Raw genomic sequence first — 20,675 nt, forward strand, 5'->3', positions numbered from 1 at the left:
GCGGCGGCCGCCCCTTTACCATGGCGGGCATGGCGGCCTCCGGCAGGACGAAGATGACGACCGCGGCGGAGGCGATCCGCCATCGGCCGTTTCGGTTCGTCCTGTCGGCATGGCCGCTGCGGACGTTCGGCTATGCCGTCTCCGGTGTCCTGACCGGCCTGGCCACCGTGGTCTGGCTGCCGCCCGCGCTGCTGGCCGGAGGAGTGATCCTCACGCCTGAGCTCGTCCGGCCGCTGGTGGCCGTCGAGCGACGCCGGGTGATGTTGCTGGGCGGCCCGGCCTTGCCGGACCCGCACCTCCCGCCGGAGCGGCCCGGCTTCGCCCGGTGGCTGCGCGGCCGCTACACCGAGGCCGTCACCTGGAGGGAACTGGCCTTCCTGGTGCTGAACGGCAGCGTCCTGCTGTTCATCAACCTGATCGCGCTGGTGGTCGGGCTCGCCCCGGCGCTGATCTTCGCCAGCGGCGCGGCCAGTTTCGTCGAGTCGGGAGCAGGCGACGGGTCGGCGTCGGCAGGACCCGGCGCCAGCGCCGGGGCGCCGTTCATCGCGGGGGGAGCGGCCCTCGCCGTCGCGGCGACCGTGATACTGCTCGGCTACGCCACGGCCGCGGCCGCGATGCTCCAGGCAGAGCTGGCCCGGCTGCTGCTGTCCGCCGACGACGGGAGGATCCGCACGCTGACCCGCTCCCGGGCTCGGCTCATCGACGCCTTCGAGGTCGAACGCCGGCGGATCGAACGCGACCTCCACGACGGCGCCCAGCAACGCCTGCTCCAGCTCGGCATGACCCTCGTCAGGGCCCAGATGGAGCTCGAAACCCGCCCCGAGGCGGCCAGGTCCCTGATCGCCGAGGCCACCGGCGAGGCCAGATCCGCCCTCACCGAGCTGCGTGAGCTGGTACGCGGCATCCATCCGCGGGTGCTCACGGACTTCGGCCTCCCGGCGGCGGTCGCCGAGCTGGCCGACCGGTCGCCGCTGCCGGTGGCCGTCGAGCTGGACCTGCCCGGCCGACAACCCGCCGCCGTCGAGTCGGCGGCCTACTTCGTCGTCGCCGAGGCCCTCACGAACGCGGCCAAGCACGCCCGAGCGTCCCGCGTCGAGATCACCGCAACGCTGACCGGCCAGCTCCTGCGCATCGAGATCCACGACGACGGGACCGGCGGCGCGGACCCCGCCAAGGGCAGCGGCCTGACCGGGCTCGCCGACCGCGTCGACGCCCTCGACGGCACCCTGACCCTGACCAGCCCCCGGGGAGGGCCGACCACCGTCCGGCTGGAGCTGCCATGCTCCGGATAGTGCTCGCCGACGACGCGGTCCTTCCCCGCGAGGGCCTGGTCGCCCTGCTCGACCGCTTCGGCCACCGAGTCGTCGCGTCGGTGGGCGATTCGGCGACGCTGGCCACCGCCGTCGCCGAACACCGGCCCGATGTCGTGATCACCGACGTGCGGATGCCGCCGACCTTCACCGACGAGGGACTGCGCACCGCCGTCGCCCTGCGCGCCGAGCAGCCGGGCCTGCCGGTGCTCGTCCTCAGCCAGTACGTGGCGACCGCGTACGCCGCCAAGCTGCTGGAGTCGACCGACTCGGGCGGCGTCGGCTACCTGCTCAAGGACCGCGTGCTCGACGTCGGCGACTTCGTGGAGGGAGTCGAACGGGTCGCCGCCGGGGGCTGCGTCATCGAACCGGAGGTGGTTCGCCAGCTGATCACGCGCCGCAACGACCCCCTCGGCCGCCTCACCCCCCGCGAACGGGAGGTCCTCGCCCTCATGGCCGAAGGACGCTCCAACGCAGCGATCACCAAACGGCTGACGGTCAGCGAGAAGGTCGTCGGCAAGCACATCAACGCCATCTTCACCAAACTCGACCTGCCCGCCGACAGCACCGAAGACCACCGCCGCGTCCGCGCCGTCCTCGCCTACCTCCGCGCATGACCCGCGTCCAAGCGGCGCCCTGTCGCGCGACCCCACCTGGAGAACACAACGGCCCTTGGTTCGACATCGCTGTCGTGCCCGGCGGCTCGTCGCGCCATACGATCCCAGAGCGTGGCGTGATCCCTGCGGGGTGCCAGAATTCGCGCATGGCATGTGAGGTTGGCCCTCTACCCTCTGTGCTCGTGCTGTTTCGGTCGGCCATCCTGGCTTTGGTCCGAACGGAGCCGAACCGACAAGCTCTAGCACCAGCGCCGCGCGGCGACCTGGTAGCCAAACTCCAGGCTGGGCGTCTGGTTCTGCGCCTTGGACCGGTCGGGTCTCCAGGGTCCTCGGTCCGGACGGCCGCCTGATCACCGAATGCGCCCCCTCCGCGCCGCCGCCTGCGGCAGCGACAGCAGCAGCGTCCCGGCCGTGATTGTCACCACGAACACGGTCACCACGACCTGCGCCGGGTGCTGGAACCGCTCCAGCGGCGCCGACCCCCACGGACCCCGGCGAAGCGTCAGCCGACTCGATCGAAACAGGGCGGCTCCTCCGACGAGATCGCGAAAGCGTGATCACATATCACCACACCCTGCCATGACGCTCAGCAGCAGGGCGGCGATACTGTGGAAGCGGTGATCGGTCCAGGAAAACGGGGTCCGTCTTGGTGATGAACCCGGCGTTGAGCCGGGGTTCCAACCGGGGAGGGGCGGCAATGTCCAAGTTCATGGACGTTCACCACGGGATGAACGGGCTATCTGGCGACCAGTTGAGGGAAGCCCACGCGGCCGATCTGGCCCTCCAGGGTGAGGAAGGCGTCTCCTTCGACTGGGCCTGGGCGGACCCGGAGGCCGGCACGGTTTTCTGCCTCTCGGAGGCTCCCGACGCCGCCGCCGTACAGCGCGTCCACGAGCGTGCCGGCCACCGCGCCGACGAGATCCACCCCCGTCCCGCTGAGCGTCTCACGGCCCCGTCCAAGCTGAATCGTGTGGCTCGCCTGGGGTGAGCACGCCGAGGTCAGGCGGCATTCGGCCACCGTCAGTCGCCGATCTCGCCGACCCCTGGCCGCCCAGGATGGCGATCCGCCGAGCCCTCGGGCAGGAGGGCTCCCGGCGGTTATCGGTACCAGCGGCCGCATTCGGTCACTCGCGACGGATACACGCGCGTGGCCGGATCCCCCATGGGTTGGGATGAAGCCCGACGTCACCATCCAGGGCGGGGTCGGGATGCCGAGGAACCCGGCGGCTTGCGGCCCCTGTCGGGGGCCGCCGCCGGGGCTGGCTGAAGGCTTTTGGGAAACGTTGCGGCCCAGTTGTCGATATGTGGTGAGCCCCGTTCGTTGTGGGATGAGGGCGGGAAGGGCCCGCTCGGCACGAGGAGCACCGTCATGACCAAGTACATGCTGTCGGCCCACAGCGTGGAGGGCCAGTCCCCGCCGCCGATGAGCCCGGAGGACATCCAGCAGGTCACCGAACAGGTGCTCGCGTTGGAGGGGGAGATGAAGGAGGCGGGCGTCTGGGTGTTCGGCGGGCGTCTGCACGGTCCCGACACCGCCACGGTCGTGCGCGCGTCGGGGCGGCAAGTGATCACGACGGATGGACCGTTCGTTGAAGCACGTGAGCATCTCGGCGGCTTCTACGTCCTTGAGGCCGACGATCTCGACGCGGCGCTGTCCTGGGCCGCGAAGGTCACCTCGATCGTTGGCGCGCCGATCGAGGTCCGGCCCTTCGCCGGCCCGCCCGAGGGGTGATCATCGATGCGGCGTTCGTCGGCCAGATCTTCCGTGTGGAGTCCGGCCGGTCGATCGCTGCGCTGATCAGCGCCATCGGCGACATCGACCTGGCCGAGGACGCGGTGCAGGAGGCGTTCGCCATCGCCCTGCGCAAGTGGCCTGCCGCCGGGGTGCCGCCCAACCCGGGTGCCTGGATCACCACCACCGCCCGCAACCATGCGATCGACCGGCTTCGCCGCCAGGCCAGGGAACGGCGGTTGCTCGGCGACGCGGCAATCCTGACGTCGCCGGCAAAGGAGGTGGATCACGTGTTCGATGACCGGCTTCGGTTGATCTTCACCTGCTGCCATCCCGCTCTGCCGACCGAGAGCCAGGTGGCGCTCACGCTGCGGCTCCTCGGCGGCATGTCGACCGCGGAGGTCGCACGCTCGTTCCTTGTGGCCGAGCCGGCCATGGCCCAGCGCCTTGTGCGCGCGAAACGAAAGATCAAGGCGGCTCGGATCCCGTACCGCGTTCCGGACGAGCACGAGCTGCCCGACCGGCTTCCCCCGGTGCTGTCCGTCGTCTACCTCATCTACACCAGCGGCGTGTCCGGCGGAGACCCGAGCCTGTGCGGAGAGGCGATCCGCCTGGCGCGGACGCTGACGACTCTCATGCCCGACGAGCCCGAGGTCGCCGGGCTGCTCGCCCTGGTGCTGCTCAGCGAGTCCCGGCGATCGACGCGCACCCGTCCCGACGGCTCCCCGGTCCTGCTCGCCGAACAGGACCGAAGCCGGTGGGACCGTGCACTGATCGAGGAAGGACACGCACTGGTCCGCTGGTGCCTCCGCCGCGACCGGCCAGGCACCTACCAGCTCCAGGCCGCCATCCAGGCCGTCCACACCGACGCTCCGACGGCCGAGCGGACCGACTGGGCGCAGATCGTCACGCTCTATGACCAGTTGCTCACCATCGCCGCGACACCTGTCGTGGCTCTGAACCGCGCTGTGGCGATCGCCGAGATCCACGGTCCCGCTGTCGCCTTGGTCCTGGTGGATGACCTGGACCTGGACGGTTATCACCTCTTCCATGCCACCCGCGCCGACCTCCTGAGCCGACTCGGCCGCGCTCGTGAGGCCGCGACCGCCTACCAGCGCGCCGCAGCCCTCGCCCCCACCCCCGCCGACCGCGAATTCCTTCACCGCGGTGGCCGCACAGCACGATCACCCGAACATCACCGGCAGCGATGATCCTCACACCGTCCCTCAGGCGCTCGCCGAGATCGGACGGGCGGCGGCGCCGGGCGGGGCGCTGATCGCCCGCGATGCCCGATCGCCGGGCGCTGCGTCCGCTGGACCCGGCGGCCGCGGGCGGTTCGTCGGCGGCGCTCGGCGCGGCCTGCACTGTCCGAACGAGCGTGTGCTTATGCGCCCGCCGGACCTGCTCGCCCATCACGGCGAAGCGGAGCTGTCACCAAGGCGGCTTGATCGAGCAGGCGGGCTGCCGCTGCGGGGCCAGCAGGTCGTCGGGGTGGTGGCGAAAGCTCGGGCTTCGTCCAGCAGTCTCTGCCAGAGCCGCTGGTCGGGGGCGGGCAAGGCGACCCATTCGCGGAAGATCCGTCCCGCCGGTGCGAATGGTTCACCGACGCCTTCGGCGATGAGTCGCGCGACCTGTTCCCGCGGCAGCTTGACCAGCACCGTCTGGTTACGCGTATTCAGTGCGGCGAAGAAGCGTCCACGGTGGCGGACGCATGGCAGGCTCATCATGGTCGACCGGATGACGGCGGGATCGGTGAGCGTCGGCTCGACCAGGTCCCAGAACAGCTCTTCTGGTGTCATGTGCTGTTCGATCCTCGAAGGGCGGCTGATTCATCGGTCGTGTCGTAGCCAGCGGCTAGTCTGCCGAGATGGATGCTGCCGAGACGGCGGACGCCGATGTGGCGGGGCTGCTGGCGGCCGCGCGCTCCGGTGACGATGCGGCGTTCGAGGCGCTGCTCGAAACGCTGGTCCACGGATGGGACATCGCCCAGGGCGCCGAGATCGATCACCCGGCCGACGAGGAGCTAGTGGACACGGTCTGGGCCTACGCCCGGCACGCCATCGGCGACGACCAGCGCCGTGCCGACATGTTCGCCGAACCGCTCCCCATCACCCCGGCCGCCGACACCTTCGTCGCACTTCCGAACCGCGACCGCACGCCTGACCGATCTGGTGATCGAACGCCTCGATGTCGGTCGCGGTGACCGGGTGCTGGATCTCGGTTGCGGCAACGGCCGTCCCGCCGCCACCATCGCCAAGCGCCGCCTAGCCCGGGTCACCGCCGTCGATGTCAAACGCCGCCGCGCTGGACCGGGCGCGCGAGCACGCACGCCACCAGGGGGTCGAGGATCGCGTCGTCTTCTTGACGGGCGACGGCTACGACCTACCCGTTCCCGACGGCTATTTCACAGCCGCGCTGGCCTTCGAAAGCACACCGCAACTCGACCTCGACCGCTTCTTCATCGAACTGACGCGGGTGTTGGCGTCCGGTGGGCGCCTGGTCATCGAAACGCCGTGTCTGAATTCCCCTGACAATGGCCAGCCAGATCCGGCGATAGAAGCCTTCGTCCAGATGCTGGGCGGAGGGTCGCTACACACGGTCGAGACCTATCGAGGGCACGCCCGAAAACATGGCCTCACCCCGATGACCATAGAAGACATCACAACGGGAGTCAGCCCATCGTTCCACCGCCTGGCTGATGTACTCAGCTCAGATCGCGCCGAGATCGCCCGGCACTACGGAGTGGACAAAGCTGACGTGCTCATCGCAAATTTCAAGGTCCTGGGCAAATGCACCAGAAATCGGCGCTTTCATCATGACCTTCGACAAAGAAGACCATTCATCCCCCGGTCGGCGAGCAGGCAATGACTGACGTGGCGGTTCTAGGTGTTGGGCACATGGGCGCGCAGATCGTTCGGGCCGTGCGCCAGGCCGGTATGACCGTCGCAGTCTGGAACCGTACACCCGCACGCGCAGCCGCCCTGGCCGGTCCGCAAGTCGAAGTCCACCCCACCGCCGCCCAGGCCGTCGCCGCGGCTCCTGTGGTCCTGACCTGCCTGCTCAATTATCCGGCGACCCATGAGGTGATCGACGCGGCGGCGGACGCCCTGCCCGGCAAGCTGGTCATCCAGTCCAGCTGCGGACTGCCCTCGGACGTCGACGCCCTGGCTCACAGGGTCGAAACGGCCGGAGCGGGTTACCTGGAAGCGGTTCTGCTGTGCTATCCAACAGAACTAGGCACCAACGCCGCTCGAGTGCCCCACGCCGGGCCCCAGGCCCTTCTCGACGCCGCGCAGCCCCTATTGGACGCACTTCGCGGGGGCCGCTACCTTGGCGAAGATCCAAGGACAGCCAACGCATACTACGTTCTCGGCTGCACCCTCTACTATGCCGTCATAGCCGGCGCATTGGCCGGTGCCCACATCACCGCCGCCAGCGGCATTGACGGAAAGCTGCTGAGCCAGGTCATCGAGAGCCAGTTCCCTAGCCTGCTGGAGACGGCCCAGGACACCGGCAGCAACATCGAGACGGGCCGGCATTCAGGCGAGCACAACACGTTAAGCGTGCACAAGGAGGCACTTCAGGAGCTAGCCCGGTAGGCACGCCACAGCGGCGTCGAGGCCAGCTTTTTGGACACCCTCCACAAGCAAGTCGAGCAGGCTATCGCCTGCGGACATGACGCCGACCACATCAGCGTCCTAGCACAACTAGCCAACGAAACCTCACCAACCCGGCGGGGGACACACTAAGAGTGAGGTTCCCCCGGTCCTCCGGACACTTGCCCTGAGGTCACAGACGATCATCAGGAAGATGTTCGCCATGCCCTCACCACACCCGCCCGAGTTCCCGCGTCGAGCTGGCCTCCAGGGTGATAAATCCATAGGCCGCTCGGCTCGGCCACCAGCGTGGTGCGCACGCCCGAGCAGACCAAGGCGGTGATCTGGGTGGACGAACGACGGCTGGTGGAGTGGGCGGTCATCCGCCAGCTCGCCAAGGCCCACCGCCTCAGCGCCCTACAAACGGGCCACGTGTTCGCGATGGTGGACATCGCGGGCGCGAGAGGGAGCCCGTCTCGCGCCCGTGGGTCCGAAGCCGCAGCAGCCGAAGCGGAAACCGGACTGGGTCAACGCCGAATGCCGCTGACGATATCCGGAGGAACAGCACCTGCCAACCGCATGAACCTTTCCTCAGCCTGGTCAGTCGGTAATCACAGAGTTGGCTCTCAGAGAAGCGGTGAGGAACTGCGGGGCGTGGTACGCCAGCAGATCAGGGTTGGCATTGACGGCCCCGCCGCGGGTAGCCGTGGATCGGTCGCACCCATCCACCTCCCGGCACTGACCGCGACTCCATCCGCGCTCGCCTTGCCAGGTCATCCGGTAGTTACCGGGGACAGGTTCCAATTGTCGGAGCTCCAGAGGAGAGCAGGATGTCTTTGGGCGGGCGGTTGGAGAGGAGATGCTCCGCAGGGTCACAGCACCTGCGACTAGCCCTATTGGTTGAACGGGCGTAGACGACGGTGCGAGGAACGAAACTTTACCTCTGTCTTCCTCCGCAGGTCCGGTAATGACGATACAATCAAGCCTCCAGGCGGGTTCAGTCGGCACTTCCGGCTAGGCGCCAACTGGAATGCGGTGAGGTGCGCCGAGCGGTGATTGTGTTGGCCATGTGCTGTCGGTGCGTGTCGCCTCGGACACAGAATTACCCCATGAGACTCAGCGAGAAGAACGTGACGGCACCAGTTCCGTTTCGTCACCGATGGCCCAGGCTGAGTGGTCGCAGGTAATCTTCAGCGCGTTGGCTCGGAGGAAAAGCGCGATCTCGCCCGATCCGGCGTCGTCCAGACTGTGATCGAGGTCAGCGAGAAGCCCTGGGAGGACGGCGAGCAGCCGGTCCTCACGCACATAGAGATTCCTCGGCTGATCCGGCTTGCGGAGCTTGGCACTGGTGTGACCGTGGCGGCACCTATACCCGGCGCGCCCGTTGACCCAGTGAGAGTCCATCCGCCGCGAGCAGATCCCGCACACCAACAACCCGGCCAGCGCATAGACGCGGTAGTCCCCGTCCCGCGTGGGCCTGGCGGCACGGATCGTCTGCGCGGCCAGGAAGTCCTCGTCACTGACCAGCGTAGGATGCAGGGGGTGCTCGGAGATCACCCATTCTTGCACCGGGTTCCATCGCCGGACCGGACTTTCGCTTCCGCTGCCGGAATTGACCGGGTCGCGATCGGTTCGCTGCCGGTTCCACACCTGACGCCCGGTATAGCGCGGGTTCCCCAAGATCGCCGCGACCGTGCCCAGCGTCCATGCCTCACCGCTGCGGTGCCGGTTGCGGTCAGGATCGACATGGGATGGGCACGGCACGCCCCGCTCGTTGAGGGCACGCGCGATACCGGCCATGCTCCACCCTTCCAACCGGCGCGCGAAGATCCATCGGACATGCGCAGCAGTCACCGGATCGGCTCCTAGACGGCGCAGCCGCCGCCCCCACCCCGCATGCACCCGGTTCGGATGCGGGCCGCCATCCACCAGCCGGTACCCATACGGCGGCCGGCCTCCCATGAACCGGCCCTGCTCACACGCCTGCGCCCGCATCGCCGCCAGCACCTGATGCCGAGACCGCAGCACCTCCCGCTGCGACTGCGCACCCAACACCCTCATCAACACCCGATGCTCCAGACTTCCCGGCTCCACCGGTCCACCCGCCTCGGGCAGCCATACCTGCACACCAAGCCGCTGCAACAGCGGCGCCATCTCGATGAACTGATCGCCGGAGAACGCCCGCTCGTACTCACCGACCACAACCGCATCGAACAGGCGGTCCGGATCAGCCAGCGCCGACAGCAGCGCGCCGGCCTGCGGGCGCTGCGCCCACGGCAACCGCCGCGAACATCCCGCATCGAAGAACTCCGCCACGATCACACCCTGGCCCGCGACGAGTTCCTCGGCGGCCTCACGCTGCCAGCCGAACGACGACGCCCGATCCTGATACTCCACCGTCGACATCCGCCCATAGAACGCAAACCGGAACCCCGGCGAGTCCGCACGACCCTTCCCAAGGCGTGGCGTCCTCCACCGGGCCCGACCGATCCGGTCCCCGAACGCCACAGCGGCCTGCCGACGCACCGCACCTGCTGCACCCGTCACTAACCCTCCCCGGCCCGCCGTCTCGGCCCCCCTCCTCCGACGAGCCGGGCCAGCCGCCATGACGCCGAACCGGGAAAGATCTCCATGGCCAGCGATAAGACGATCAAGGTTCGGGCCCACGCGGACGTGCCAGTGACCATCGTCGACATTGCAGCGACAAGGCTCTCAACTTGACAGCATCGGCGACATGGCCGCGCTGATGGCCGCGTCGACCGTCATGCGGAGGCTCACCGCCGCCGACTGTCTTTCCATCGAGGAGTTCGGCACCCAGATCGCCGGTTGTGGCGGGGTGGACGAAGGCGAGGTGGTACTCGGTCAGAAGAACCAGGACTGGGGCTGGTGGCCTCTGCTGGTGAAGTCGCCGAAGCGGCCGCCGAGGAAGGCCAGCGGTGGGCCGTCCCGGTCGCAGGTTCGGTCTACGGCGCCGAACACCACGACGTGGTCGCCGGCCGTGACACTGCGGTCGACGGTGCATTCGAGGTGCGCGAGCGCGTCCGGGACGACCGGGACGTTGTGCTCGCCGTAGGTCAGCGGCAGGCCGGCGAAATGGTCCTCACCCCGTCCGGCGAACCGCAGCGCGATGGGTTCCTGGCGGGCGGCGAGGATCGAGACGGCGAAGCGTCCGGACTCGGCGACCGCGACGGCCGTGCGGGCGCGTGCGTTGAAGCAGACCAGCAGGATCGGCGGTTCCAGGGAGACCGAGGTCAGTGAGTTGAGGGTCATCCCGTGCGGGTCGCCGCGCCCGTCCAGTGCGGTGATGACGGCGACCCCGGTGGCGAAGCGTCCCATCACGCGGCGCATCGTCGCCGGGTCTACGACACGGCCCATGGGGCCTGCGATTGCGGACATGGCGGTGCCTTTCGATAGGCGCTCATTGGACGCGGTAGCGGACCTCGAAGGTGAGGCATCCGTTGTCGCTGCGCCACGGCCCGTGCTCCATGCCGGGCGGGCGGCAGGCGTACGTCCCGGCGGTGAACGTCTCCCCGAGCCGCAGGTCAGTGATCGATCCTTCGAGGATGTAGACCTCCTCCCAGAAGTCGTGCGCCTGGACGCCGTTGGGGGTGGTGTCGGTGCCGGGTTCGAAGCGCAGCATGCGGGTCGCAACGCCGGACACGGCGTCCGCGGCGAGGATGCGCTCGGTGAGCTGTGGGACGTCCCCCTCGCACGGGGTGAAGCCGATCTTGTCGGCGGGGAAGAACTCGTGTTCAGGTTTGGCCATGGTGGTCTCCAGGCGGGTCAGGCGGCGGAGGTGCCGGTTCCGGTCTTGCCGGTGTCGGTGTAGCCGGCCAGGAAGGCGTCGACGTCCGCGATGGCCTGGTCGTAGCCGAAGTTGCGGTAGGCGTAGCCCTTCGCGACGAACGGGGCGCCGGCGTAGAACATCTCGTACTGGTGGTGGCGGCCCGCGAACTCCGATCCGATCGCGTCCCAGACGAGCTTGAACAGCTTCACCCGTTGGACGGCCTCGACCCCCGGCGACTGGACGTATCGGTCGATGTCGGCGCGGATCGCAGGGTTGTGCAGGTCGGCGACACTGGACGGCAGCTGCAGCACTCCCCCGCCCGCGAGGTCACGCAGGATCGCCAGGACGCGCGGGTACAGCTCGGCTTGCAGGCCCATCGCGCCGTAGACGGCGCGGGCGTCCGGCCGCCACATGCCGTTTCCGTCGGGCGCGGCGCGGTACTCGGCGGCGAGGACGGCGGACTCGACCAGCGACGCCAGCCCGGCCAGTTCGCCGAGTTTCTCCTGGACGCCGGGGATCCGGCCGACGCCGTTGACGTCGGCGATCTTTCCCGCGAGCCCGGCGATGAAGCGCAGTTTCACGGTGAACCGGATCTGGGCCTGCCAGTTGCCGAGGACGTGCGCGCCGGTGGTGAAGAACTGGCGGCGCAGGCCGTCCACGTCCCGGTCGACGAACACCCGCTCCCAGGGCACGAACACGTCGTCCAGGACGACGAGCGCGTCGGTCTCGTCGTAGCGCGTGGACAGCGGGTAGTCGTAGGGGCTGCCGGTGGTGGCGTACGGGCGGCGGCAATACAGCTTCAGCCCGTCCGCCGAGACCGGAACGGTGAAGCCGACGGCGAAGTCCCGGTCGTCCGCGGTGAGCGGCTTGATGCAGGAGATGAAGATCTCGTCGGCGACGGCCGCGCCGGTGGCGAGCATCTGCGCGCCGCGCACCACGATGCCGTCCGGGCGTTCCTCGACGACACCGGCCTGGATGAAGTCGCCCTCCCACGCGTGCGCGGTCGTCGCCCGCGACACCTGCGGCGGGATGATCGCGTACGAGACGTACAGGTCCTCCTCCAGGAGCCGCCGGTGGTAGCCGGTCACGCTCGCCGACAGGTCGCGCCGTTCGGTGGTGAACGACTCGGGGGACGAGGCGAACGCCGCGAGGAACGACCCGACGTGGTCGGGGCTGCGGCCGACCCAGCCGTGGGTGTGCCGTGCCCACGTCTCGATCGCGTGCCGCCGCGCGGCCAGGTCGTCGCGGCTGCGCGGGATCGTGAACACCAGGTTCGCCTCCGCGCCGGTCTCCGGCGCGTGGCTGGTCATCTTGTTGGCCGGGTCGGCGGCGAGGTCGAACAGCTCGGCCATCGTCGCGGCGATCGGCGCGAACGCGGGATGGTCCGTCACGTCCGCGACGCGCTCGCCGTCGAGGTAGATCTCGCGTGCGTCCTTCAACGCGGTGAGGTACTCGGCTCCCGTGCGCATCACTGAGCCCTCCGTTCTGTTTTGTAGTCACAGGTCAGGGTGGTGCCGTCGATCGTGAGGGAGAGGCGCCAGCGGCGGCCGGGGACGAACCCGCCGTCCAGCAGTGGCAGAGTTCCAGCGAAGACGACCAGGTCTCCGTCCAGGTCGCCGAACTCCGCGGCGAGCCGATCCAGCAGATCGGTGGGGGTCCGCAGCTCGGCGAGGGAGCCGGATTGGTACGGACGGCCGTCGACGCTGCACTCGACGCGGATGCCGTCCCATGCGTCGTCCTCGGGCAGCTCCACGAACCGGCCACCGACCGGCTTCGGGCAGGCGGCCTTCGCGCCCGCGACGTTGATTCGCTCGATGTCGCGGTCGGTGTGATCGGAGCCGACGCCGAGGTAGTGCCGCCCGGCGCGGCGGACGAGGACCGGCTCCACCTCACCGGACGTGTTCCGGCCCGCCACCGTGATCGCGGGACGGCTGGTCAGCAGCCCCGGGTCGAGCGGATAGAACGCCGGGACGGACAGGGGTTCCGGGACGCCGATCGCGGCGAGCTCCTCGATGTGGGCACGGGTCGCGGCCTCGTCGCGCCCGGTGTAGCCGGCGACGATCAAGTACCGGGGCGAGCAGCGCAGTTCGTCCGCGCCGACCCGCAACGTCAATTCGCTCACCGGCCGATCTCCGCGACCTCGGCCTGGACGCGCACGGACGCGCGGCGATCGCGCAGGACGGGGAACTCCTCCCGGGTTCGCCTCACCACATCCGGGTCGACCGCCCAGCGCAGGATCTCTTCGGTGTCGCCCGCTTCCGCGAGGACGGTCCCCCACGGGTCGACGACGCGGGACGCCCCGCCGAGCGCCACGTCCTCCTGCACGCCCACCGCGTTGCAGGCCAGGATCAGCATCTGCTGCTCGACCGCGCGGGCCTCAGTGAACAGCCGCCAGTGGCCCCGGCGCCGTGCGGGCCACGCGGCCGGCACCGCCGCCGTCTCGGCGCCGGCGTCGACCAGCACCCGCCAGATCTCGGGAAAGCGCAGGTCGTAGCAGGTGGTGGCGCCCATCGTCCCGAGCGGGGAGGCGACCGTGCCGACCGTGTCGCCGGGCGTGATCAGTTCGGTCTCCCGGGACCGGTACCCGAACACGTGGATCTTCCGGTAGGTGTGGACGACCGTCCCGACCGGGTCGATCAGCACGGCGGTGTTGTGCAGGCGTCCTTCGGACGTCCGCTCCAGGACACTGCCGAGGTGCAGGAAGCAGCCCAGGTCACGGGCCCACTCTCGCCCCGCGGTAACGGTGTCGCCGTCCAGTGGCTCGGCCAGCTCGGCGTACCGGTCGAACGCGAAGTAGCCGGGGAGCCACAGTTCCGGCAGCAGCACCAGCTCGGCGCCGTGGGCGTCCGCCACCATCCGCCCGACGCGCTCTCTGCGCCGCGCGGGCGGCTCCGTGCCGGGGCTCTCGACCTGGACGAGCGCGACGCGCGTCATCGGCCGTCCCAGTTCGCGACCGAGGGGAGGCGCAGGACCGTGAGCGTCCCATCAAGGTGTGCGGCGAGGGCCTGCGCCGCCCGCAGCGGGTCACCGGACCGGATCGCCTCGACGATCGCGCCGTGCTCGGCGAGCACGACCCGCGCCCGGTCCTCGGCCGCCGCGATCGCCCGCAGGCCCATCCGGACCTGCCGGTCACGCAGCGACTCGTAGAACTCGGCCAGCACCGGGTTCCCGGCCGTCCGGACGATCGCGCGGTGGAACGCCCGGTCGCACTCGATGAATTCGACGGGGTCGTCCAGCAGTTCCTCCTGGCGGCCGACCAGCTCGGCCAGCTCGGGCGCCAGCTCCTCGGCGAGCGGCGCGGCGTGCCGCACGCACCAGTCCTCGACGAGTTCGCGGGCCTGCATGACCGCCTCGATCTCGGCGTCCGACACCGGCGGAACGAAGGCCCCCTTCTTCGGCATGATCTTCAGGAAGCCCTCGGTCTCCAGCCGGAGCAGCGCCTCCCGCACCGGGGTGCGCGACATCCCCGTCGCCTCGCACACCTCCGCCTCGGTGAGGAACGTCCCCTCCTGCCGCGGCAGCGACCCGATATGGCGCTTCAGCCACCGGTACGTGACATCCTGCGCGCTCTCCCGAGGACGGACTCGTTGTGTGCGACTCATAGACGTAATGTATACAACACGTATACATGGATGCAAGAGCGACTTTCCGCAGCACATGCGGCCACGAGGTCTCCGGGAGGCGGTTCCTTCTGATCGATGAACCAGCCGCCGGAGACCTCGCTGCCTTTCGTCGCACACTGGCGTCGTCACTCGATTCGGAACCGGCCTAGCGGCGGGCGAGCCCGGCCCGCCGTCGACGTCGCAGCGTCCACGTCCCCGCGCCGATCAGCGCGGGAATGGTGATCAGTGCGGCGTATCCGCTGGTCGTGGCGGACGGAGGGATGGATGTGCCGCTGGCGGGTCTGAATGCGAGTGGCTGGGAGGCGCCGCTGCCGTTGGTGGCCGGGGTGTGGCGGCGGTCGCAGGCGCCTGCGAACACCTGGCAGTAGGGTTGGCGGCCGCCGAGTGGCGTCGCGGCCAGGGCCGCGTGCACGGTGGCCCGGCTGAAGGTGCTCGCGGCGGCGTCCAGCAGCGCGCCGAAGGCGGCGCCGTCGGGTGCGGCGGCGGTGCGGGTGCTGAGGCCGAAGGTGGTGTCGCCGTCGCCCATGGTGTGCGCGGGCCGGATCGCCCGCGCCAGGCCGTCATGCGCGACCTGGGCGAGCTTCTCGGCTTGCGCGACGGTCAGCTTGGCGTTGGTGGCGACCACTCCGATGGTGGTGTTCTCGTCGAGATGGGGGTCGGTGGGGCCGGAACGCGGCGCATGTTGGGGGGTCGAGGTGGCGGTCTTACAGCCGCGCGGCGGGCGGCGGGTGCCGCCGAACTCGTTGCCGACCTCCATATAGAGGGTGTACAGCTCGCAACCCGCGGCCTCGTTGTAGACCTTGCCGGCGGAGTTGAGCACCACGAGCGCGCCGACGACCAAGCCGTCGCCGAGTTGGATGCTGGCGGTGCCCACGCCGCCCTTCAAGCGGATGCCCGGAGGGCCGCCGGTTCCGGTGCCGGTGCCCGCGCCGACGCTGCCCATCTCGACGCGTCCGGGCTTGGCGGCCTTGGCCGCCCGGTAGCCGGCGTCGAATCCGGGGGTCTTCTCGATGCGGTCGTCGGCGTCGGCGCCCTGGCCGAGGTCGAACACGATCGCGCCGGGCACCACAGGGACGGGTTTGCCGCCGAACTGCATGCCCAGCCCCTGCTCGCGCAGGTACTGGACGACGCCGGAGTAGGCCGAAAGGCCCATCACGCTTCCGCCGGACAGGAGCAGGCCGTGGACGGTGGGCTCCAGCGCGACCGGGTCGAGGACGTCGGTGTTGATCGTGCCGGGCGCTCCTCCGCGAGCGTCCGACCCCGCCGTGGCGCCCTTGGGGATGACCAGGGCGGTGGTGCCGGTGATGTTCTCGCGGTCGGTGTAGTGGCCGACCTGGATGCCCGGGACGTCGGTGATGGCGTTGTCGGGGCCGGTGCGGCCCGGTTCGTCGGCGGCGGCCGGTAGCGTGCCCGCGCTGAGCGGAAGGGTCACGGCCAGAGCGGCCGCCAAGCGGGCGATGGGAAGGGTCGGGGGTCGTTTCATCGGGGGCCTCCGGGGTGAGAGGTGTCGGAACTCCAGACCTGCTCGCCGCCCACCCAGGTGGCCAGGACTGGGACGGCGGCGATGGTGTGCGGCGCGACGGTGAGCGGGTCGTCGCCGAGCACGGTGAAGTCGGCCAGGTAGCCGGGGGCCAGCCGGCCTTTGACCGCGGCCTCGTCGGACGCCTCGGCGGCACCGACGGTGTAGAGCCACAGTGCCTCGCGGGCGGTGATCCGCTGCCCGCCGCCCAGGACCTCGCCGTCGGCGGTGGTCCTGGTGACGCAGCTCTGGATGCCCAGCAGCGGCTCGAACGGTGCGCACGGGTAGTCGGAGGCGCCGGCCACGGTGATGCCGGCGTCCAGCAGCCAGCGGTGGGCGAACATCCGTTCCAGGCGCTGTTCCCCGTACCAGCCGGGCAGCTTGTCACCGTGGAAGCCGACGTAGCTTCCGAAGGGCACCACGACGGCGTCCAGCCGCTTGATGCGCCGGACGATGTCGTCGGTCACCACGGTGCAGTGCTCGATCCGGTGCCGCAGGTGAGGACGCGGGTAGGTGTCATGCGCCTGCTCGTAGGCGTCCAGCAGCAGGCGGATCGCCTGGTCGCCGTTGGCGTGCACGGCGATGCGCGTGTCGGCCGCGTGCACGGCGCGGACGAGGTCGCCCAGTTCGCGGTTGCCGATGACCTGCTGCCCGTGGTCGTGGGGACGTCCCTCGTAGGGTTCGGCCAGCAGGGCGGTGCCGCCGCCGATGGCGCCGTCCACGAACGCCTTGATCCCGTTGAACCGAAGCCGGGCGTCGCCGAACCCGCTGCGCAGTCCCAGGCGACGCAGTGCGTCCAGGTGCGGGTAGGCGACCATCAGGTTCAGCCGCACCGGCAGGGGCCCGTGTCGCTGCGCCGCCTGGTACATCTCGATGTCTGTCGGCCCGGCGAGCAGGTCCCCCGCGGAGGTGATCCCGGCGGCGTTGAACGAGGTCAGCACCTGGCCGAGGGCGCGGCGGCGGTCGTCAGGCCCGCTTTCGGGGACGACAGGCGCCCCGCCGTGGGCCATGGACGCGACCGCGTAGTCGAACAGCGCCTGCTCGTACAGGATCCCGTTGAGGTGCCCGGCCGGGTCGCGGCCGAGCCCGCCGCCGGGCGGGTCGGCGGAGTCGTCGGTGAGCCCGCCGGCGGCCAGGGCGGCGGAGTTGGCCACGGCCCAGTGGCAGGCGATGTGGATCACCAGGACCGGATGGTCGGGGCATATCTCGTCCAGGTCACGCCGGTCGATGACCCGTCCGCCCGTCGTCTTGGTGTGGTCGTAGCGGGACGCCCTGATCCACGCGCCCTGGGGTGTGCGCGCGGCCTGGGCGTGCAGCGCGGCGGCCAGCGCCTCCGGAGAGGCGACCATGTCGGGTGACAGGTCGAGGTGCAGGGCGTCCTCGGCGACCATCGACGGGTGCATGTGAGCGTCGTTGAGGCCCGGGACGATCACGCCGTCGCCGTAGTCGACGTGGGCCGCGCCGGGAAACCGCGCGGCCAGCTCTTCCCGGCCGCCCACTGCGACGATCCGCTCGCCCAGGCACACCAGCGCCTGCGGTCCGCTGCCGTCGGCCGCGCCGGCGGTGTCGGCCGCGGTCATGGTGATGACCCGGCGGGCCGACACGAGTCGAAGCGGATGGACGATTTCCTCCATGGTGACCTTTCCAGTAGCGAACGATCCGACCGGCCGTCCGGAGATCACGGCGCGTACACGGCCTCGGGTCCCTTCTCCGGTCCGGCGGTTCGGGACGTACGGCCGCGGTGAACCCGCAACCCCGCCTCGACGACGATGGCGACGAGGAGGTTGCAGCCGAGCGCGATGAGCCCGGAGTTGAAGGCGCCCTTGTAGTCGGCGGCGAACGTCAGCCACACCAGCACGGCCTCACCGGCGACGATCCCGGCGATGACCGAGGTCGACCGAGGCCGGGCGCGGCGCACCAGAGCGCAGGCCGTCGCGGGTGCCATCTGCGCCAGCCCGCCGTAGGTGAGCAGCAGCAGGTTCGCCAGCGCGTCCGGCCGCGCGATTCCCAGGACGAGGGCCACGGCGACGGCGGCGATCACCGTGGCGTAGTTCACCAGCAACCCCGACCGGGTGCCGCGCACGGCGAGCACGTTGCGGGTGACCATCGTGGACATTCCCAGGACGATCGCGGCCGCGGGCACCATGGCGGTCGCGGCCACGGCCACCGCGACCAGGCCGACCAGCCAGTCCGGGAACGTTTTCGACACCAGGGTCAGCAGCACTCCGTTCGCCTCGGCGGGCGCGGTGAGCACCGCGATGGCCACCAGCCCGAGGAGGATGGGAATCGCCTGGGTGGCGCCGTAAACGGGCATCCAGATGCTGTTGCGGCGCAGCGATTTCTCGTTCCTGGCCGACAGCACGGCCGGCCATTGCTGCGGCATCGTCAGGAAGAACACGCTGATCAAGCTGGTCACCATCGCGGTGAAGAACCACACCTTGTTGTGCGTGCCGGCGTCCGGCACCGAGAGCAGTGCCGCGTGGTCGTCCAGGAGCTTGCCGCCGATCTCGCCGAAGCCGCCGTAATGGGCCGGAACGGCGATCAGGAGGACGACGAGGATGATGAGCATCAGCGCGTCCTTGAGATAGGCCGTCTTGGCGACGCCGTTGATTCCCGACCACAGCACGAACGCGGTGACCAGCACCGACGCGACGATCATCGCGGCGTCGCCGGCCGTTTCGTCCCCGGTCACCAGGCCGACGACCAGTCCGAGGCCGACGATCTGTAGTTGCAGGTACGGCAGCAGGAACACGACGCCGAGCGCGGCGGTGAGGCGTCCGAGCAGGGGGCTGCGGTAGCGGTCGGCGAAGAAGTCGCCCTGCGTGACGTGCCCTCTGTCACGTCCGATCCGCCACACCTTCGGGGCGATGAAGTACAGCCCGATGTAGGCCATCGGGAGGTAGGGCAGCGCGTAGGTGACGGCGACGCCCGCGGTGTAGGCCAGCCCGGCGAGGCCGAGGAAGGTGAAGGTCGTGTAGATCTCACCCGCCTGGAGGACCCAGGTGGTGAGCGACCCGAAGTTGCGCCCGCCGACGCTCCACTCCTCCAGGTTCGCGGCGGGCCTGCGACGGCCAAGGAGACCGATGGCGCCGATGACGACCATCCCGGCGAGCGCCACCGTGAGAATGACCGACATCAGCGGTCACCCGCCCCGCGGCGCCGCTCGACGAAGGCCAGCGCGGGCGTCACCGCGAGGATCCACCCGACCGACCACACCAGCATCGAGGGAAGCCCGAACCACAGGTGCGGGCCGTTGACGAAGGGCAGCCACACGGTCGCGACCATGGCCACCACGGGCACGGCGAGGACGAGCGATGCAAGGCGCACGAGGGCCTCCGTAACAGTGCCGACAAGGCATCTGACCTGGGCCAGTGCCAAACAGTGCCGTTAGCATGAGACTCTGCGACGCAAATACAGAACAAACTTAAAGAAATCGTCGGAGCCAGCCTCATCATGAAGGATTCCGCCAAGCTGGATGAGCTCGACCTGGCGTTGGTCAATGCACTCCAGGTCGCTCCACGCGCGCCGTGGGCCGTGATCGCCAAGGCGATCGAGATCAGCCCCATCACCGCCGCGCGCCGCTGGCAACGACTACGCGCCGGGGGCCTGGCCTGGGTCACCGCCTACGGCGGACCGTTCGTCTACCAAGACCATTGCCTCGCCTTCGTGGACGTCGACTGCGTCCCGGCCCAGATCCCCCATGTCACCGGCAAGCTCGCCGAGATGCCCTGCGTGGCCAGCATCGAGTACGCATCCGGCCGGCAGGATCTGCTGCTGACGGTGATGACGTCCGGACTCGCCGCGCTTCCCCGGCTGCACGCCGACATCGGACGCCTCGCGGGGGTCAGCGCCGTCCACAGCCACGTCGTCACCCGGTTCTTCACCGAGGGGTCGAGCTGGGAGATCGGCGCCATCAGCAAGGACCAGCGCGAACTGATCCGCGATTCCATCGCCCATGCCGACGGCATGCCGCTGATCACCCCGGACGACGAAGACCGGAAAATACTCCTCGCACTCGGCGCGGACGGACGCATGAATTACACCGACCTCGCCGACCTCGCCGGAATGAGCGAATCGACGGTACGGCGCCGAATGAACCGGCTCCTGCAGAACAAGATCGTCATGGCACGCTGCGAACTCGCGCAAGGCGTGTCACCGTACCCGGTTTTCGTCACCTACCATGCCACCGTGGCGTCCGACGCCCTCGACCGGATCGGCCCGGCCATCGCGGCGATTCCCGAGGTACGCATGTGCGCTTCAGTGACCTCACAACACAACCTGGTCATCAACGGCTGGGTTCGCTCAATTCCCGATAGCCACCGCCTGGAATCATTCATCTCCCAACGCTTTCCCGAAGTGACCGTCATCGGACGGTCGCTCACCCTGGCCAACACCAAGCGCATGGGCTGGATCCTGGACGAAGCCGGACGGGCCGTACGCCACGTGCCAGTTGATCTCTGGCAGTAGCGAACAGCGCGAATCCGTCCTGGA

At 69.5% G+C, this 20,675-nt stretch carries 21 protein-coding genes; 9 read left to right on the forward strand and 12 right to left on the reverse strand.

Annotated elements, in window-relative coordinates; genetic code table 11:
- Positions 1-29: 29 nt before the first annotated feature.
- From ACH34S_RS24785 to ACH34S_RS24805, 5 genes are all read left to right on the forward strand, one after another.
- Complete coding sequence (locus ACH34S_RS24785; protein ID WP_395955169.1) at positions 30-1,292, forward strand: sensor histidine kinase; 1,263 nt, start codon at positions 30-32, stop codon at positions 1,290-1,292.
- The gene (locus tag ACH34S_RS24790; RefSeq protein ID WP_395955171.1) at positions 1,280-1,927 is read left to right on the forward strand and encodes a response regulator; all 648 of its coding nucleotides are present in this window, start codon (positions 1,280-1,282) and stop codon (positions 1,925-1,927) included. Before ACH34S_RS24785 ends, ACH34S_RS24790 begins: the two co-directional genes overlap by 13 nt.
- 697 nt (positions 1,928-2,624) lie before the next feature.
- Entirely contained in the window at positions 2,625-2,915 is a 291-nt protein-coding gene (locus ACH34S_RS24795) for an SCO4226 family nickel-binding protein (protein WP_395955172.1), read from the forward strand.
- A gap of 381 nt (positions 2,916-3,296) precedes the next feature.
- Positions 3,297-3,659 (forward strand): YciI family protein, encoded by a 363-nt coding sequence (locus ACH34S_RS24800; protein WP_395955173.1) that lies wholly within the window; start codon positions 3,297-3,299, stop codon positions 3,657-3,659.
- The gene (locus tag ACH34S_RS24805) at positions 3,656-4,870 is read left to right on the forward strand and encodes an RNA polymerase sigma factor (RefSeq protein ID WP_395955174.1); all 1,215 of its coding nucleotides are present in this window, start codon (positions 3,656-3,658) and stop codon (positions 4,868-4,870) included. Before ACH34S_RS24800 ends, ACH34S_RS24805 begins: the two co-directional genes overlap by 4 nt.
- Before the next feature lie 201 nt (positions 4,871-5,071).
- On the opposite strand, the gene ACH34S_RS24810 is transcribed toward ACH34S_RS24805, so the two are convergent.
- Positions 5,072-5,458: a hypothetical protein gene (locus tag ACH34S_RS24810; protein WP_395955175.1), complete on the reverse strand. Its 387-nt coding sequence runs from the start codon at positions 5,456-5,458 to the stop codon at positions 5,072-5,074.
- Between the two features lie 68 nt (positions 5,459-5,526).
- Here ACH34S_RS24810 and ACH34S_RS24815 point away from each other — a divergent pair, with 68 nt between their 5' ends.
- The 3 genes from ACH34S_RS24815 (at position 5,527) to ACH34S_RS24825 (ending at position 7,258) form a co-directional block, all read left to right on the forward strand.
- Positions 5,527-5,862 carry a hypothetical protein gene (locus tag ACH34S_RS24815; RefSeq protein ID WP_395955176.1) on the forward strand — a complete coding sequence of 112 codons (336 nt, stop codon included), beginning with the start codon at positions 5,527-5,529 and terminating at the stop codon, positions 5,860-5,862.
- 83 nt (positions 5,863-5,945) lie between these two features.
- Complete coding sequence (locus tag ACH34S_RS24820; RefSeq protein ID WP_395955177.1) at positions 5,946-6,527, forward strand: class I SAM-dependent methyltransferase; 582 nt, start codon at positions 5,946-5,948, stop codon at positions 6,525-6,527.
- On the forward strand, positions 6,524-7,258 hold the full coding sequence (locus tag ACH34S_RS24825) for an NAD(P)-binding domain-containing protein (RefSeq protein WP_395955178.1): 735 nt from the start codon (positions 6,524-6,526) through the stop codon (positions 7,256-7,258). The genes ACH34S_RS24820 and ACH34S_RS24825 overlap by 4 nt, the downstream gene beginning before the upstream one ends.
- A gap of 1,113 nt (positions 7,259-8,371) precedes the next feature.
- Here the strand turns inward: ACH34S_RS24825 and ACH34S_RS24830 are convergent.
- From ACH34S_RS24830 to ACH34S_RS24880, 11 genes are all read right to left on the reverse strand, one after another.
- The gene (locus ACH34S_RS24830) at positions 8,372-9,862 is read right to left on the reverse strand and encodes a recombinase family protein (RefSeq protein WP_395955498.1); all 1,491 of its coding nucleotides are present in this window, start codon (positions 9,860-9,862) and stop codon (positions 8,372-8,374) included.
- A 255-nt stretch (positions 9,863-10,117) separates the two neighbouring features.
- Positions 10,118-10,651, reverse strand: a complete 534-nt coding sequence (locus tag ACH34S_RS24835) for a flavin reductase family protein (RefSeq protein ID WP_395955179.1) — start codon at positions 10,649-10,651, stop codon at positions 10,118-10,120.
- Between the two features lie 22 nt (positions 10,652-10,673).
- A complete protein-coding gene (locus tag ACH34S_RS24840; protein WP_395955181.1) occupies positions 10,674-11,021 on the reverse strand; it encodes a cupin domain-containing protein in 348 nt (115 codons plus the stop codon).
- Between the two features lie 17 nt (positions 11,022-11,038).
- Entirely contained in the window at positions 11,039-12,511 is a 1,473-nt protein-coding gene (locus tag ACH34S_RS24845) for a 4-hydroxyphenylacetate 3-hydroxylase family protein (RefSeq protein WP_395955183.1), read from the reverse strand.
- Complete coding sequence (locus ACH34S_RS24850; RefSeq protein WP_395955184.1) at positions 12,511-13,164, reverse strand: DUF2848 family protein; 654 nt, start codon at positions 13,162-13,164, stop codon at positions 12,511-12,513. The genes ACH34S_RS24845 and ACH34S_RS24850 overlap by 1 nt, the downstream gene beginning before the upstream one ends.
- Positions 13,161-13,976, reverse strand: coding sequence for a carbon-nitrogen family hydrolase (locus ACH34S_RS24855; RefSeq protein ID WP_395955185.1), 816 nt, complete (start codon positions 13,974-13,976; stop codon positions 13,161-13,163). Before ACH34S_RS24855 ends, ACH34S_RS24850 begins: the two co-directional genes overlap by 4 nt.
- Positions 13,973-14,644: a GntR family transcriptional regulator gene (locus tag ACH34S_RS24860; protein ID WP_395955186.1), complete on the reverse strand. Its 672-nt coding sequence runs from the start codon at positions 14,642-14,644 to the stop codon at positions 13,973-13,975. The genes ACH34S_RS24855 and ACH34S_RS24860 overlap by 4 nt, the downstream gene beginning before the upstream one ends.
- A gap of 166 nt (positions 14,645-14,810) precedes the next feature.
- Complete coding sequence (locus tag ACH34S_RS24865; protein ID WP_395955187.1) at positions 14,811-16,148, reverse strand: P1 family peptidase; 1,338 nt, start codon at positions 16,146-16,148, stop codon at positions 14,811-14,813.
- The gene (locus ACH34S_RS24870) at positions 16,145-17,818 is read right to left on the reverse strand and encodes an amidohydrolase (RefSeq protein WP_395955188.1); all 1,674 of its coding nucleotides are present in this window, start codon (positions 17,816-17,818) and stop codon (positions 16,145-16,147) included. Before ACH34S_RS24870 ends, ACH34S_RS24865 begins: the two co-directional genes overlap by 4 nt.
- Positions 17,819-17,862: 44 nt before the next feature.
- Positions 17,863-19,320 (reverse strand): sodium:solute symporter, encoded by a 1,458-nt coding sequence (locus tag ACH34S_RS24875; RefSeq protein WP_395955190.1) that lies wholly within the window; start codon positions 19,318-19,320, stop codon positions 17,863-17,865.
- Positions 19,320-19,511, reverse strand: coding sequence for a hypothetical protein (locus tag ACH34S_RS24880; RefSeq protein WP_395955191.1), 192 nt, complete (start codon positions 19,509-19,511; stop codon positions 19,320-19,322). The genes ACH34S_RS24875 and ACH34S_RS24880 overlap by 1 nt, the downstream gene beginning before the upstream one ends.
- Before the next feature lie 126 nt (positions 19,512-19,637).
- On the opposite strand from ACH34S_RS24880, the gene ACH34S_RS24885 reads away from it, so the two are divergent.
- On the forward strand, positions 19,638-20,651 hold the full coding sequence (locus ACH34S_RS24885) for an Lrp/AsnC family transcriptional regulator (protein WP_395955192.1): 1,014 nt from the start codon (positions 19,638-19,640) through the stop codon (positions 20,649-20,651).
- Positions 20,652-20,675 lie beyond the last annotated feature (24 nt).

Source organism: Actinomadura sp. 3N508, from assembly GCF_044326375.1.
GTDB lineage: Bacteria > Actinomycetota > Actinomycetes > Streptosporangiales > Streptosporangiaceae > Spirillospora.

Coding starts and splice junctions, on each gene's coding strand:
- ACH34S_RS24840 (WP_395955181.1), bottom strand. CDS start 11,021: ATGGCCAAACCTGAACACGAGTTCTTCCCCGCCGACAAGATCGGCTTC.
- ACH34S_RS24825 (WP_395955178.1), top strand. CDS start 6,524: ATGACTGACGTGGCGGTTCTAGGTGTTGGGCACATGGGCGCGCAGATC.
- ACH34S_RS24795 (WP_395955172.1), top strand. CDS start 2,625: ATGTCCAAGTTCATGGACGTTCACCACGGGATGAACGGGCTATCTGGC.
- ACH34S_RS24820 (WP_395955177.1), top strand. CDS start 5,946: ATGTCAAACGCCGCCGCGCTGGACCGGGCGCGCGAGCACGCACGCCAC.
- ACH34S_RS24835 (WP_395955179.1), bottom strand. CDS start 10,651: ATGTCCGCAATCGCAGGCCCCATGGGCCGTGTCGTAGACCCGGCGACG.
- ACH34S_RS24885 (WP_395955192.1), top strand. CDS start 19,638: ATGAAGGATTCCGCCAAGCTGGATGAGCTCGACCTGGCGTTGGTCAAT.
- ACH34S_RS24785 (WP_395955169.1), top strand. CDS start 30: ATGGCGGCCTCCGGCAGGACGAAGATGACGACCGCGGCGGAGGCGATC.
- ACH34S_RS24845 (WP_395955183.1), bottom strand. CDS start 12,511: ATGCGCACGGGAGCCGAGTACCTCACCGCGTTGAAGGACGCACGCGAG.
- ACH34S_RS24865 (WP_395955187.1), bottom strand. CDS start 16,148: ATGAAACGACCCCCGACCCTTCCCATCGCCCGCTTGGCGGCCGCTCTG.
- ACH34S_RS24810 (WP_395955175.1), bottom strand. CDS start 5,458: ATGACACCAGAAGAGCTGTTCTGGGACCTGGTCGAGCCGACGCTCACC.
- ACH34S_RS24790 (WP_395955171.1), top strand. CDS start 1,280: ATGCTCCGGATAGTGCTCGCCGACGACGCGGTCCTTCCCCGCGAGGGC.
- ACH34S_RS24860 (WP_395955186.1), bottom strand. CDS start 14,644: ATGAGTCGCACACAACGAGTCCGTCCTCGGGAGAGCGCGCAGGATGTC.
- ACH34S_RS24800 (WP_395955173.1), top strand. CDS start 3,297: ATGACCAAGTACATGCTGTCGGCCCACAGCGTGGAGGGCCAGTCCCCG.
- ACH34S_RS24830 (WP_395955498.1), bottom strand. CDS start 9,862: ATGGCGGCTGGCCCGGCTCGTCGGAGGAGGGGGGCCGAGACGGCGGGC.
- ACH34S_RS24870 (WP_395955188.1), bottom strand. CDS start 17,818: ATGGAGGAAATCGTCCATCCGCTTCGACTCGTGTCGGCCCGCCGGGTC.
- ACH34S_RS24855 (WP_395955185.1), bottom strand. CDS start 13,976: ATGACGCGCGTCGCGCTCGTCCAGGTCGAGAGCCCCGGCACGGAGCCG.
- ACH34S_RS24875 (WP_395955190.1), bottom strand. CDS start 19,320: ATGTCGGTCATTCTCACGGTGGCGCTCGCCGGGATGGTCGTCATCGGC.
- ACH34S_RS24815 (WP_395955176.1), top strand. CDS start 5,527: ATGGATGCTGCCGAGACGGCGGACGCCGATGTGGCGGGGCTGCTGGCG.